General features: G+C 76.0%; 12 protein-coding genes. 6 read left to right on the top strand and 6 right to left on the bottom strand.

The annotated features are described in order from the left end of the window. The first annotated feature begins 10 nt into the window (after positions 1-10). A complete protein-coding gene (locus tag ABZ881_RS20780; protein ID WP_358486804.1) occupies positions 11-895 on the top strand; it encodes a Gfo/Idh/MocA family oxidoreductase in 885 nt (294 codons plus the stop codon). Between the two features lie 10 nt (positions 896-905). Here ABZ881_RS20780 and ABZ881_RS20775 read toward each other — a convergent pair whose 3' ends face one another. From ABZ881_RS20775 to ABZ881_RS20760, 4 genes are read right to left on the bottom strand one after another with little or no spacing between them, the layout of a single operon-like run. Next, positions 906-3962, bottom strand: a complete 3057-nt coding sequence (locus ABZ881_RS20775; protein WP_358486802.1) for a hypothetical protein — start codon at positions 3960-3962, stop codon at positions 906-908. 12 nt (positions 3963-3974) lie between these two features. Then, positions 3975-4547: a hypothetical protein gene (locus tag ABZ881_RS20770; RefSeq protein ID WP_358486800.1), complete on the bottom strand. Its 573-nt coding sequence runs from the start codon at positions 4545-4547 to the stop codon at positions 3975-3977. A gap of 22 nt (positions 4548-4569) precedes the next feature. Then, entirely contained in the window at positions 4570-5025 is a 456-nt protein-coding gene (locus ABZ881_RS20765) for a RidA family protein (protein ID WP_344021695.1), read from the bottom strand. Further along, complete coding sequence (locus ABZ881_RS20760; RefSeq protein ID WP_085914543.1) at positions 5022-5192, bottom strand: DUF4177 domain-containing protein; 171 nt, start codon at positions 5190-5192, stop codon at positions 5022-5024. Before ABZ881_RS20760 ends, ABZ881_RS20765 begins: the two co-directional genes overlap by 4 nt. 236 nt (positions 5193-5428) lie before the next feature. Between ABZ881_RS20760 and ABZ881_RS20755 the strand changes: the two genes are divergently transcribed. From ABZ881_RS20755 to ABZ881_RS20745, 3 genes are all read left to right on the top strand, one after another. Continuing rightward, a complete protein-coding gene (locus tag ABZ881_RS20755) occupies positions 5429-6409 on the top strand; it encodes an ArsA-related P-loop ATPase (protein ID WP_344021781.1) in 981 nt (326 codons plus the stop codon). After that, a complete protein-coding gene (locus tag ABZ881_RS20750) occupies positions 6406-7551 on the top strand; it encodes an ArsA family ATPase (protein ID WP_358486796.1) in 1146 nt (381 codons plus the stop codon). The genes ABZ881_RS20755 and ABZ881_RS20750 overlap by 4 nt, the downstream gene beginning before the upstream one ends. 328 nt (positions 7552-7879) lie before the next feature. Beyond that, positions 7880-8377 carry a DUF5635 domain-containing protein gene (locus ABZ881_RS20745; RefSeq protein ID WP_358486794.1) on the top strand — a complete coding sequence of 166 codons (498 nt, stop codon included), beginning with the start codon at positions 7880-7882 and terminating at the stop codon, positions 8375-8377. Here ABZ881_RS20745 and ABZ881_RS20740 read toward each other — a convergent pair whose 3' ends face one another. Next, on the bottom strand, positions 8378-9073 hold the full coding sequence (locus ABZ881_RS20740; RefSeq protein ID WP_358486792.1) for a class I SAM-dependent methyltransferase: 696 nt from the start codon (positions 9071-9073) through the stop codon (positions 8378-8380). A gap of 23 nt (positions 9074-9096) precedes the next feature. Beyond that, positions 9097-9471 (bottom strand): WhiB family transcriptional regulator, encoded by a 375-nt coding sequence (locus ABZ881_RS20735; RefSeq protein WP_344021688.1) that lies wholly within the window; start codon positions 9469-9471, stop codon positions 9097-9099. Between the two features lie 165 nt (positions 9472-9636). On the opposite strand from ABZ881_RS20735, the gene ABZ881_RS20730 reads away from it, so the two are divergent. Then, positions 9637-12078: a penicillin-binding protein gene (locus tag ABZ881_RS20730; RefSeq protein WP_344021686.1), complete on the top strand. Its 2442-nt coding sequence runs from the start codon at positions 9637-9639 to the stop codon at positions 12076-12078. A 95-nt stretch (positions 12079-12173) separates the two neighbouring features. Next, positions 12174-12944: a hypothetical protein gene (locus ABZ881_RS20725; RefSeq protein ID WP_358486788.1), complete on the top strand. Its 771-nt coding sequence runs from the start codon at positions 12174-12176 to the stop codon at positions 12942-12944. Positions 12945-13008 lie beyond the last annotated feature (64 nt).

Raw genomic sequence — 13008 nt, 5'->3', positions numbered from 1 at the left:
GAATGCCCGCATGCGGATCGGACTGGTCGGTGCCGGGCCCTGGGCCCGTTCGGTGCACGCGCCGGCGATCGCCGGCCACCCGCGCTGGACGGCGGCCGGGGTGTGGGCCCGCCGGCCGGCGATGGCGGCCGAGGTCGCGGCGATCAGCGGCGGTCCGGTCCATGACCGGTTCGACGACCTGCTCGACGCCGCCGACGCCGTCGCGTTCGCGGTCCCGCCGCAGGTGCAGGGCGAGCTGGCGGCGCGGGCCGCGGCCGCCGGGAAGCACGTCGTGCTGGAGAAGCCGCTGGCCGCGGACCTGGCCGCTGCCGAGCGCGCCGCCGCCGCGATCGACGACGCCGGGGTGTGCTCGGCGACCGTCCTGACGCTGCGCTTCGACCCGGCGATCCGGTCCTGGCTGGACGCCGTGCCGGCCGGCCCGCACGGCCCGGACAGCACCGGCACCGCGCGCTGGCTGTCCGGGGCGCTGCTCGGTGGCCCGTTCGCGACATCGGCCTGGCGGGCAGAGCACGGTGCGCTGCTCGACGTCGGCCCGCACCTGATCGACCTGCTGGACGCCGCGCTCGGCCCGGTGACCGGCGTCGACCAGGCCCGCCGCGACGAGCCGGACCTGTGGCGGATCGGGCTCGCGCACGCCGGCGGGGCGCGCAGCTCTCTCACCCTGTCGCTGCGGATCCCGGTCGACCCCACCGAGTTCGAGGTGTCGGTGGTCGGCGCGGCCGGCCGGCACCGGCTGGACACCCGCCCGGCCGACCCGGTGGCCTGCTACGCCCGGCTGCTCGACGATCTCGCCGACGCGGTCGCGGCGGGCGACCCGCGGCTCCCGGTGGACGCCCGCCGGGCCCTGCACCTGCAACGCATCGTCGACGAGGTGCGGCGGACGGCCGGGCAGTAACCGGGCCGGATCAGGCCGGGTCGGTGCGGGCGGTCCCGTTCCGCGGGGTCGGTTCGCCGCCGGTCTCCCGGGCCGCGAGCTCCTCGTGCAGGCGCTGCAGCAGATCCTGCTCGGTCGGGCTGAGCCGGTCGGCGAGGCTGCCCGCCGGCTGCGGCCGGGGCTGCGGCGACGGTCGCGGGATCCCGTTGCGGTCGGCGGGCGCCGCCGCCGCTTCCGTACCGCCGGTACTGCCCGGGCCGCCCGGGTCGTCGGCAACGAGCATGTGCCGGGGGCGGCGGGCCCGGCCACCCGACGGGCCGGGCGAGGGCGGCGGCGTGGGCGCACGCACGACGGGGACGCCGGGCGCCGGGGTCGGGTCGTCGGTTCCCGGCCCGTCCGGGGTCCCGGCGCCGTCCGGGGGCGCGGAGACCGTGCCGGTGTCGCCGGTCCAGGCCCCGGAGGCCCAGTCGCGCAGCCAGGCGTCCTCCTCCGCGGGCGGGCCCGGCGGCGTCCCGGGCGGGACGGCCCGCAACGGGTCGGCGTCGGCCCGGTCGGGTCCGCCGGCCGGGGCGTCCGGGGCCCGGCCCGCGGGATAGGGCGAGGGGCCGCGGACCGCGTGCCCGTTGCCGGCGTGGTCCGGGATGGTTCCGAGCTCGGAGAAGGTCGGCTCCCGGTGGTCGACCACGCTGCCGGTCGCGGTCCAGGCGTCGGAGCGCGCGGGGGCGTCGTCCGGGCCGCCGGTGCCGCCGACGGCGGACAGGCCGGCCTCCGGGGTGGCCGGTTCGGTGGGGCGGGGGTCCGCGCCGGGTGCGGCCGGGTTCGCCGCGCCGGATGTGGCGCCGGGTTCAGTGCCGGGGAATGCCGCGTGCCCGGCGCCGGGTGCGGTGCCGGGCAGTCCGCCGGGGGATGTCCGGTGTCCGGTGTCGGATGTGCTCCCGGGGGGCGCCGTGTGCCCGGCATCGGCTGCGGCCCCGAACTCCCCGCCGGGGGTGCCCCCGGAGTCCGCGCCGAACGGCGACTCGGTGCCCTCGCCGGGCCTGCCGCCGCTGCGATCGGTGCGGCCGGCGCCGGCGACGCGCGGTCGTCCGTCCGGATCGGTGGAGTCGAACCAGTCCCCGGCGGCGGACCCGCGCAGCGCCCGGATCGGAGGTGAGGGGCGCGGCGCGGGATGGGCGGCCGCGGCCGGTGTGTCCAGCTCGGTCACCGGATCGTCGGTGCCGGGGAGCCCCGCGTCGAAGGTCCCGGCACCGGGTGCCGGGCCCGCACCGGTGCTCGAGGGCAGGTCACCCGGCGGGTGCTCGTCGACCCCTGGATCGGCCGGCGCGGCCGGGGGGACCGCTCTGCCGGTCGGTGCGGACGGCGCCGGTGCCGGGGGCCGGCCGCCGGATGCGAGCTGCGCGGACGTCGCGGACGGCCCGGATCGTGCGGGGGGCGCCGGCGCCGGCGCGGGCGGTTCGGTCCGCTCCGCCGGGCCCGGGAGGTCCGACCGGGCGGGCAGTTCCGGCGGGTCGCGGAGGTCCGATCGGGTCGCCAGCTCCGGCGGGCCGGGGAGCTCCGATCGGGCGGGCAGCTCCGGCCGGCCCGGGAGATCGGACCTGTCCGACGGGTTCTCCGTGCCTGGAACGCCCGGCTGGTCCGCCGTGTCGGGCCGGTCCAGTGTGTCCGCTCGGTCCGCTGTGTCGGGCCGGTCCACTGTGTCCGACCGGTCCGCTGCGTCCGGCCGGTTCGCCGGGCCCGAGCGGCCGGGTGTCTCCGGCCGGTCCGCCGGCTCGGACGGGATCGACCGCTCGGACGGCTGCGCCGGATCCTGGCTCTCCGCCGGGGCCGGTGGTGCGAAGCGCGCGGAGGGCGTGCGCGACGCGAAGCGTCCGGACCGTCCGGACGCCGCGCGCCGCTCGGATCGGAAGGGCTCCAACGGCCCGGAGAACCCGGCGGGCCCGGACGAACCGGTGCGACCGGCGGACCCGTCAGCCCCGGCGGCCCCGAACTCCTCGGCGGTCCCGGTCGGATCGCCTGCACCGGACGGATCGCCTGCCCCGGGGGCCCGGTCAGCCCGGTCAGCCCCGGGGGCCCCGAATGCCTCGGTGGCCTCGAACGAATCGGCACTCCCGGAGACGCCGGTACCACCGGCCGGCTCGGCGGCCCCGGCCGGTCCGGTGGACTCGTCGGGCCCGGTGGCCCCGCTGGACGCGCCCGGCCCGGCAGGCCCGGAGGGCGCGAACGGCTCACCCGCTGCGGAACGCGCGGACGACCCGCTAGGGGACCCGTAGCGCCCGGGACGGGGCACCGCCCGGTCCTCGGCGGACCCGGGGCCGGGCCGGTCGCTGCCGGCGCGGGCGTCCGGGACTCCGTCGTCCGGTGTGCCGGGAGCGGCCGCGGCGAACCGGGAGTGCGGTTCCCACCCGTCGTCGTCCGGCCGCTCGTCGCGGGGAGGCCCGCCGGACCCGCCGATGCCGAGCGGATCGTGCTCCCGGTCGTCGTGCGCAGGAACCGGCCCGGCACCGACCGGCAGCGGCACGCCGGCGGCCCGGGCGGCACGGTGGTAGGCGGTGTCCTCGTCGTCGTCGCCGAGCACCTCGACCGACACGGCCAGCCCGGCCCGGCGCAGGGCGGTCTGTGCCTGGTAGGTCAGCACCTCGGCGGAGCCGCCGCCACCGGTGCGGGCCAGCAGCAGCGGGTGCGGCAGCGGGCCCGGTGCGGAACCGGTCGGGGTGGTCCGCCAGGCCAGCCGCCAGCCACCGTCCGGGGCGGGGACGCCGGCGAGCGCGGCGGCGACGGCCCCGGCGTCCGTGACGGCCCCGGCGCCGGTCCCGGTGAAGCGGTGCGGCAGTTCGGCGACGGAGGCCGGATCCCCGCGGGGCAGGCAGCGGTCGGCGTCCGGCTGGACCCGGCGGGCCGCGGCCTCCGCGATCAGGTCGAGCCGCACCGACGGCGGCAGCACGACACGACCGGCGACCAGCTCGGCCACCAGCAGCTCCAGCGCGTGGCCCTCCTCACCGACGGCGACGAGCTCCCGCCCGGTGGCGAGCAGGTCGTCGTCCACCCGGCCGGCCAGCTCCAGCAACAGCCGGTACGTGGGGTCGGACATGGGGCCTCCTTGTCAGCCGGTGGGCACCGGCGACCTGCTCCACAGCGAGACGGCGGCGGCGCACGCCGCCCGGTGGTAGGCGGTCGGCGGATCGTCGTCGACCCACACCTCCACCCGTGGCACGTGCTCGCCGTGCACCCGCAGCAGGCGCTGCAGGGTGGCGGTCAGCTCGACCGGCCGCTCCGCGCCGCGGACCAGCAGGAGCCGCGCGCCGTCGTCCCGGGCGGCGATGAGCAGCTCGCCGCCGTCCGCCGAGGACACGACCGACATGGCCGACCACGCGGCGAGATCCGCCGCCCCCGGCCCGAACGCCGGAGGGGGCGCGGCCGAGCCGGGCAGGACCGCGTCGACCAGGCGCCGTGACGGCGAACCCGGGACGACGACCTCGGCGAGCAGTGCCCGTTCGTCGTCGGTGATCCCGATCCGGTGCCGCAGCAGGGTCCGCGGCAGGGTCGCGCTCAGCGCGTTCGAGTCGCCGCCGGCGAGCCAGTTCCGCATCCGCCACAGCAGCTCGTCCGGAACCCGGCCGGCCAGCTGCAGAAGCAGCTCGTGCCCGGCCGTCGGTGTGCGCTCCGCTGTGCCCATGTGCTCGTCCCGCCGGTTCCGCTCAGCCGACCTCGACGGTCAGCTCGACCTCGACCGGCACGTCCAGCGGGAGGACGGCCACCCCGACCGCCGAGCGGGCGTGTGCCCCGGCCTCGCCGAACACCTCGCCCAGCAGGTCCGACGCGCCGTTGATCACACCGGGCTGCCCGGTGAAGGACGGATCGGACGCCACGAACCCGACGACCTTGACCACGCCGGTGACGGCGTCCAGGCCGACCAGGCCGTCGATCGCGGCCAGCGCGTTCAGCGTGCAGATCCGGGCCAGGCCGTACGCGTCCTCGGCGGTCACACCGGCGCCGACCTTGCCGGTCGCGGCGACCTTGCCGTCGACGAACGGGACCTGCCCCGCCGTGAACACCAGGTTCCCGGTGCGCCGGGCCGGGATGTAGGCGCCGGCCGGCGTCGCGACCGGGGGCAGGGACAGGCCCAGCTCCTGCAGGCGGGCGAGTGCGCTCACTGCTGGACCGGGCGCTTGAAGAACGCGACGAGCTGCTCGGCGTTCGCACCGGCGGTGACGGTGACCAGCTCCCAGCCGTCCTGCCCGAAGTTGTCCAGGATCGCCTTGGTGTTGTGGATCAGCAGCGGGGCGGTCAGGTATTCCCATTTCACAGCCGGGGAGCTCATGGCCGGACTCTAACCCGGGCGTCCGGGGGCGGGCCGCACTCCCGCGGCGGATGGCGGTCTGACTGCGACGGGCGTCCGTGTGGGCCCCGCCTCGTCGACGCGCCGCCCGCGGGCGGTCTCCGTACGGTGAACGTGTGACGACGACCGTCCACCCCGGCCGAGGGGACGACAGCGGAGACAGCGCGACCGGCACCGGACCACCCGGGGCCTGGCCCGCCGGTCTCGCGCGGGCGCGGCTGCACGTCGTGTCCGGCAAGGGCGGCACCGGGAAGACCACGGTGGCCGCGGCGCTCGCGCTGGCGCTGGCCACCGGTGGCAGGCGGGTGCTGCTCGTCGAGGTGGAGAACCGGCAGGGCATCGCGCAGGTGTTCGACACCGCGCCGCTGCCCTACGAGGAGCGGCGGATCGCGGTCGCGCCCGGCGGCGGCGAGGTGCGCGCGCTCGCCGTCGACACCGAGGCCGCGCTGCTGGAGTACTTCGAGATGTTCTACCGGCTCGGCATGGCCGGCCGGACGCTGCGCCGGATGGGCGCGATCGAGTTCGCCACCACGCTGGCCCCCGGCCTGCGCGACGTGCTGCTCACCGGCAAGGCCAAGGAGTGCGTCACCCGCACCGAGGCCGACGGCAGGCCCGCCTACGACGCCGTCGTGCTCGACGCCCCGCCCACCGGCCGGCTGGTCACCTTCCTCGACGTCACCAAGGCGATGGCCGACCTGGCGAAGGTCGGCCCGATCCACGGCCAGGCCGAGGGCGTCAACCAGCTGATCCACTCGCCGCTGACCGCGGTGCACCTGGTCACGCTGCTCTCCGACCTGCCGGTCAGCGAGACCCTCGACGCCGTCGCCGAGCTGGACCGGGCCGAGATCCCGGTCGGCACCGTCGTCGTCAACCGGATGCGTGAGCAGTGGCTGCCGGACCGGTCGCTGACCGCGGCTGCCGGCGGCCGGGTCGACGCCGGCCGGATCGCGGGCGGCCTGCAGAGCGCCGGGATCGAGCTGGCGCCGGACGAGATCGACGGCCTGGTCGCCGAGACGGTGGAGCACGCCGTCGCCGTCGCCGGGGAGACCGCGGCGCTGCGCCGGCTGGACACCGAACCCGATCCGCCGCTGCCCCGGCTGACGCTGCCCGCCGTGCTCGGCGGCGTCGACCTGGGGGCGCTCTACGAGCTGGCGGAGTCGATGACCGCGCAGGGAGTGCACCTGGAGGCCCGGCGATGAACGAGGCGGACGTCCTGGACCTCGACGCGCTGATCGACGACCCGGGGACCAGGGTGGTCGTCTGCTGCGGCTCCGGCGGGGTCGGCAAGACGACCACCTCGGCGGCGCTCGCGCTGCGGGCCGCCGAACGGGGCCGTCAGGTCGTCGTGCTGACGATCGACCCGGCGCGCCGGCTGGCCCAGGCGCTCGGCCTGTCCGAGCTGTCCAACGACCCGGCGCCGGTCGCCGGGGCCCGCGGCGACCTGGCGGCGATGATGCTGGACATGCGCCGCACCTTCGACGAGATGGTGCAGGGCCACGCGCCGCCCGAGCGCGCCGAGAAGATCATCGAGAACCCGTTCTACCAGGTCATCTCCTCGTCGTTCTCCGGGACGCAGGAGTACATGGCGATGGAGAAGCTGGGCCAGCTCGTCGCCGCCGGGACCTGGGACCTGGTCGTCGTCGACACCCCGCCGTCCCGGTCGGCGCTGGACTTCCTGGACGCCCCGCAGCGGATGTCCCGGTTCCTCGACGGCCGGATGATCAAGCTCCTTGCTGCGCCGGCCCGGGCCGGCGGGCGGGGGCTGCGCCGGATCGTGGAGGCCGGGTTCGGGCTGTTCGCGAAGGCCGTCGGGACGATCATCGGCGGCCAGATGCTGCAGGACGCGTCGTCCTTCGTGCAGGCCTTCGACACCCTGTTCGGCGGGTTCGCCGAGCGGGCCGAGAAGACCTACGCGCTGCTGCGCTCGCCGGGGACCGCGTTCCTCGTCGTCGCCGCGCCGGAGCCGGACGCGCTGCGCGAGGCCGCCTACTTCACCGACCGGCTGACCTCGGAGGACATGCCGCTGGCCGGGCTGGTGCTGAACCGGACGCATCCGGTGCTGGCCCCGGTCTCGGCGGCCCGGGCCCGGGCGGCGGCCGAGCAGGTCGGCGGGCCCGGATCGCAGATCGCGGCGGCCGTGCTGCGCCTGCACGCCGACCGGGTGGACCTGCACGAGCGCGAGGAGCACCTGCTCACCCGGTTCTCCGCGGCGCATCCGGCGGTGGCGGTGGCGCGGGTGCCGGCGCTGGCCGGGGACATCGCCGACCTGGACGGGCTGCGGAAGGTCGGGGCGCTGCTGGCCGGGGACACCGAGCCGGGGGCCGTCGCGACCGGGAGCTGAGCCGCGAGACGGCACTCCACAACGGAGCTGCGCCGCTGGTGTTCTAGTTTAGAAGGCCACTAAAGCACACAGCGGACGTGGAGAGCGCATCGTGTTGCCTTTTCATCCCGAGGCCGACCGTCTCCAGGAGCGCGCTCGTCTGCGAACGCGGTACGGACGGCCCTCGGCAAGCTGAGCGCAGGCGTCCTGCCCGACGACGTCGAGCGTCAGCAGGTCGATCTCAAGGAGGAAGCCGGACGGCGCGGTCGCGGCGGCGCACTCCTGCCCCAACGCGGCCGGACCCCGGATCCGGCTCCGCCTGGTCGGCGGGGAGCCCGTGGTCCCGGTCATGGCGCTGACCACGCACATCGACCCACCGATCAGGCGACAGGACGTCCGTATCGCTCTGATCATCGACCATCTGCTCCGTAGGCCGATCGCGACGGCGGCGAACCTGGCGCCCACTCTCCAGCGAACTCCCGCCGAGGCGGCAGAGGCGTTGGAGACGGCGGCCGAGTGCCGGATCGTGGGCGAGCCGCTGGTCGTGCGGTTCAAGGAAGGATGGATCCTCTCGAAGGAGGCCATCGCCGTCGTCGAGTGGGCCGGTCGTGCCGGCGATCTCAGGGCCCGGGGGATCCTCGGCTACCGGAAGCCGGACGATCCGCGCCCCGTCGTGCGAGCGTGGTTCGCCTCGCACGACCGCCTGACCTCGGGGGACTACGCGCGTCTGACCGGGCTGACGACCAACGGTGCCCGCTCGCAGTTGGAGCGGCTGGTGGTCGACGGCATGCTCGTGCGTGGGGACGAGCGGGGCCGGAACGCCCACTTCGTCGTCGCGCCGGGATGATCAGGGCATCGCGAAGAAGATCATCGGGTTGCGGGTGGCCCCTCGGGCCCCGGTGATCCCGAGCTCGGCCCGCACCGCGTCCAGCGCCCGCAGGTTCTCCCGGGCGGCCGGGCGGGCCGCGGTGAACCACGGGACCGAGCGGGCCCTCAGCAGCCGGAGCACCTCGGCGCCCTCGGTGAACGGCCGGGCCCACGGCAGGTGGAACACGTCGTGCACGCTCGTCGGGGTGCCGGACCGGATCCGCGGGAACAGGTGCGCCAGGTACCAGCGGGCGAACCGGCGTCCGTGGTCGGCGTCGACGAACAGGTAGCCGGTGTCCGCCGGGACCTCGTCGACGGTGTCCCGCAGGTCGCCGTGGTGGAACGTCCACCGCTGCCCGGCGAGCCCGGCGGGCACATTCCGCCGCACGTGGTCGACCAGGTCGAACGAGTGCAGCCGGCCGTGGTCGTTGTCGCGCAGCGCGGACAGGATCCAGGTGGTGGACCAGCCGTGGAAGGTCCCGATCTCCACCACGTGCGACGGCCGGTGGTGGCGGAGCAGCAGGTAGGTGAGCTCGGCCTCGACGTCGTCGAGCTGCGGGACCACCGTCGGCGAGTCCGCCAGGAACGCCCGCTGCTGTGTGATCACGGCGGCCAGGTCGTCGGCGTGGGTCCGGTAGAGGCCGGACAGGAACCCCGTCCAGTCGGTGGTCTGCACGGGGCCGAACGTAACGAGCGGCGCTACGCGCCGCGCGGCCGACCGGCGTAGTGGTCGCTGCGGGCCTGCCCGAGCAGGTCGGCCCAGTCGTCGACGTCCGGACGGCGGCGCAGCAGCGCGCGCCGCTCCCGCTCGGTCATCCCGCCCCAGACGCCGAACTCGACCTGCTGGTCGAGCGCGTGTGCCAGGCACTCGGTGCGGACCGGGCAGGCGAAGCAGAACTCGCGGGCCTCCCGCTGGCGGGCGCCGGTGACGAACAGGTCGTCGGCGTCAGCGGTGCGGCACCGGGCGGCGGCCCGCCAGTTCCAGACCGTGCCCGACGGCCGCAGCCCGGCCGGGCGCAGCCGGGCGCGCCCGGTGCGGCGCGAGTCGATCGGGGTGACGTTGTGCTCGGTCATGGCGGCGGGCCCCTCGGTGGTCCGGGCGGGCCTCCCAGCGGGCCCGCGTTTGCGGCACCGTCGATTCTCGGGAGCGCGGGCGGGTCCGGGCAGCGCGCAAAACTACGCAACCCGGGGGACCCGGACCTGACGGGCTTCTGACCTTCCGGCCCGTACTCTTGCGCCGTGAGGTTCCCCCGGCGCCTGCTCCGCCCGATCGGCGTGCTCGCGGGCCTGTGCGTCCTGCTCGGCGTGGTGACGGCGGGGATGGCGTTCCCGCTGGCCGGTGGGCTCGGAGTGCTGTCGAACGATGCCGGCGACAGCGTCACGTCCAGCTCGGTGGACCTGGTGAACAATCCCGTCCCGCGGACGACGACGCTGACCGACTCCGATGGTCGCCCGATCGCCTACCTGTTCGACCAGAACCGGACCGAGGTCACCAACGAGCAGATCTCGCCCGCGATGAAGGCCGCGACGCTCGCGATCGAGGACCGCCGGTTCTACGAGCACGACGGCGTGGACTGGCAGGGCACGCTGCGTGCCGTCGTCGCGAACTCCACCTCCGGCAACGTCGTGCAGGGTGCGTCGACGCTGACCCAGCAGTACGTCAAGAACTACATGCTCTACGTCGAGGCCCGGACCGAGGCCGAGCGGTTGAAGGCGACCGAGCAGACCGCCGCCCGCAAGCTCAAGGAGGCGCGGGTCGCGCTGCAGCTGGAACGCCAGCTCAGCAAGGACGAGATCCTCAACCGCTACCTGAACATGGTGTTCTACGGCAACGGCTCCTACGGCGTGGCAGCCGCGGCCCGGACGTACTTCAACACCACGCCGGACCGGCTGACGGTCCCGCAGGCCGCGCTGCTCGCCGGGATGGTCCAGTCGACGACGCGCTACGACCCCGCCCGGCACCCGGAGACCGCCACCCAGCGGCGCAACGTGGTCATCGACCAGATGCGCGGCCAGGGGATGATCGACGACGCGCAGGCGGAGCAGGCCATGGCGGCCCCGATCGGCATCGCGAACCCGCTGGTCCGGGTACCGAACGGCTGCATCGGCGCCGGCGACACCGGCTTCTTCTGCAAGTACGTCGTGCAGTACCTGACCGAGGCGGGTTTCACCGAGGAGCAGATCCTGCGCGGCGGCTACACGGTCCGCACGACGCTGGACCGGCGGGCGATGCAGGAGGTCAAGGCCGCGCTGGACCGCGAGGTCGCGCCGGACACGCCGAACGTCGCGAACGTGATGTCGCTGGTGCAGCCGGGCAAGGACAAGCACCGGGTGCTGGCGATGGGCTCGAGCCGCACGTTCGGGCTGAACGCGGACGCCGAGGAGACCAGCTACGGCCTGCCGTACCAGCCGGTGAACCTGGGCGCCGGCTCGACGTACAAGGTCTTCACCGCGGCGACCGCACTGGAGAAGGGCCTGGGCATCAACTACTCGATGCAGGTCCCGCCGTCCGGCTACGCGTCCCCGATCTACACCGACGGCGGTGGCCGCCCGATCCCGGTCCGCAACGCCAGCGAGGGCCTCCCGCCGCGGATGAGCCTGACCGATGCGCTCGCCCAGTCGCCGAACACCGCCTTCATCAAGCTGGAGGAGTTCACGGGCGTCCCGGACGTCGTCGACATGGCGGTCCGGCTGGGCATGAAGTCCCTGGCGACGACGCCGTTCGTCGATCCGGGCTCCGGTCGCCGGACCGACCGCTCGATCGCCGAGGTGATCAAGGAGCAGAAGCTGGCGTCGTTCACCCTCGGGGTCACGCCGACCAGCGTGCTGGAGCTCGCGAACGTCGGTGCGACGCTGTTCTCCGAGGGCATGTGGTGCCCGCCGTCGCCGATCGACTCGATCACCGACGCGAACGGCGAGGACGTCCCGATCACCGAGGAGCCCTGCCAGCAGGCCGTCGAGCCGGGCCTGGCCAACACGATGGTGCACGGGATGAGCAAGGACGACATCTCCGGCACGTCGGCGGCGGCAGCGCGGGCGGCGGGCTGGACGCGGCCGATGGCGGGCAAGACGGGGACCACCCAGCAGAACAAGTCGGCGGCGTTCCTCGGGGCGGTGCCGGAGATGTCCGGTGCGGTCATCACGTTCGACAACTCGAACTCGCCGCGACCGCTGTGCGACGGCGGCAACGGCCCGTTCGCCTGCAGCAACGGGAACATCTTCGGCGGGAAGACGCCGGCCCGGACCTGGTACGGCGCGGTGTCGCCGCTGCTGGCGGACACGCCGCCGACCCCGCTCCCGCCGGCCGATCCGCGCTACCTCGACGGCGGCGCCGAGTCCCGTATCCCGGACGTCGTCGGTCGCTCGGTGGGTGCCGCCCGTGCCGAGCTGGAGGGCGCGGGCTGGCAGGTGACGACCCGCACGGTGGACAACCGGGCCCCGGAGGGCACCGTCGTCGGGCAGGAGCCGCGCGGTGCGGCGCTGCCGGGCGAGCAGGTGACCCTGCAGGTCAGCAGCGGCACGGTGCCGGCCCCGCCGCCACCGCCGGGGCCGCCGGAGGGGACGCCCCCGCCGGAGGGCGACGGCCCGCCGCCCGGGGAGGGCGGACCGCCGCAGGGCGACCAGGGCGACGGCGGTCCCCCGCCCGGTGAGAACGGCGGCGAACCGCCCGAGGGCGGCTGACCACCGGGTCCCGCCCGTCACCCGGTCGGGCGGGCGTCGGCGGCATACCGCTTCGCGACGAGGCATCGGACCTGGTCACGGCCTAGCATGCGGGCATGGCCGTGCGGTGGAGGAGCAGGCGCGCCGCGCCGGCCCCCGTCGACGACGGACGCTGGGGCGTGGCGCGGCTGGTCGCCGAGCGTGAGGCGGCGCGGCTCGCCGCGGAGCGGGCCAGGGGTGCGGCGGCCGGTCCCGGGCCCGGCAGCGGCCGGGTGGACGACCCGGACCCGGCCGACACGCCCGGTCCCGCCGGTCCCGCGGGTCGCACTGATCCGCCGGCCGGCGGCGGCCCGGCCGGGGATGTGAACACGCCCGGGGCCGCCGACGCTGCTGAGCCGGCCGACGGTGCCGACCCGGTCGACGCCGCCGACGCTGCGGACCCGGCTGCCGCTGCCGAGCCGACCGAGGCCACCCCCGTGGCCGACCCTGCTCCGGTGCCCGGCACCGGCACCGGCACCGAGCCCACCCCGCCGGCGACCCGGACCGGAACCCGTCCGCCGGGCCCCCCGCGCACGCCCCGCACCGGGACGGTCCCCGGGCCGCGCACCCCGGACCCCGGACCCCCCGACCTGCCCGCCCCCCGCCGGGCCCCCGCGGGCCCGGCCCGCGAGCTGCCCGCACCCCGTCGTCCGCGCGCCGCCGCCGACCCGAACGGGCTGATCTACCGGCCGCCCGCGGTGTCGGCTCGGCCCCCGGTGGACCTGGAGCCGGGCCTGATCGGCTTCTCCCGGCTGACCCGGGGCCGCAACGGCGCGCGCGCCTTCACGCTGGTCTTCGTGGCGATCTACCTGGTGATCATCATCCAGACGCTGTCGGCCATCTTCTGAGCGGCCCGGCGCCGTCCGCGGACCGTCGGCCCCCCCGACTACGCTGGTGATCCGGACGGTCCCC

Source organism: Pseudonocardia sp. NPDC046786 (assembly GCF_040645415.1).
Lineage (GTDB): Bacteria > Actinomycetota > Actinomycetes > Mycobacteriales > Pseudonocardiaceae > Pseudonocardia > Pseudonocardia kongjuensis.
The sequence above is the reverse complement of the archived record's forward strand: the minus strand, read 5'-3'. Positions and strand labels throughout refer to the sequence as shown.

Bases quoted from the DNA above. Each gene is read 5' to 3' on its own strand.
- ABZ881_RS20780 (WP_358486804.1), top strand. From the start codon at position 11: ATGCGGATCGGACTGGTCGGTGCCGGGCCCTGGGCCCGTTCGGTGCAC.
- ABZ881_RS20775 (WP_358486802.1), bottom strand. From the start codon at position 3,962: ATGTCCGACCCCACGTACCGGCTGTTGCTGGAGCTGGCCGGCCGGGTG.
- ABZ881_RS20770 (WP_358486800.1), bottom strand. From the start codon at position 4,547: ATGGGCACAGCGGAGCGCACACCGACGGCCGGGCACGAGCTGCTTCTG.
- ABZ881_RS20760 (WP_085914543.1), bottom strand. From the start codon at position 5,192: ATGAGCTCCCCGGCTGTGAAATGGGAATACCTGACCGCCCCGCTGCTG.
- ABZ881_RS20750 (WP_358486796.1), top strand. From the start codon at position 6,406: ATGAACGAGGCGGACGTCCTGGACCTCGACGCGCTGATCGACGACCCG.
- ABZ881_RS20745 (WP_358486794.1), top strand. From the start codon at position 7,880: ATGGCGCTGACCACGCACATCGACCCACCGATCAGGCGACAGGACGTC.
- ABZ881_RS20735 (WP_344021688.1), bottom strand. From the start codon at position 9,471: ATGACCGAGCACAACGTCACCCCGATCGACTCGCGCCGCACCGGGCGC.
- ABZ881_RS20725 (WP_358486788.1), top strand. From the start codon at position 12,174: ATGGCCGTGCGGTGGAGGAGCAGGCGCGCCGCGCCGGCCCCCGTCGAC.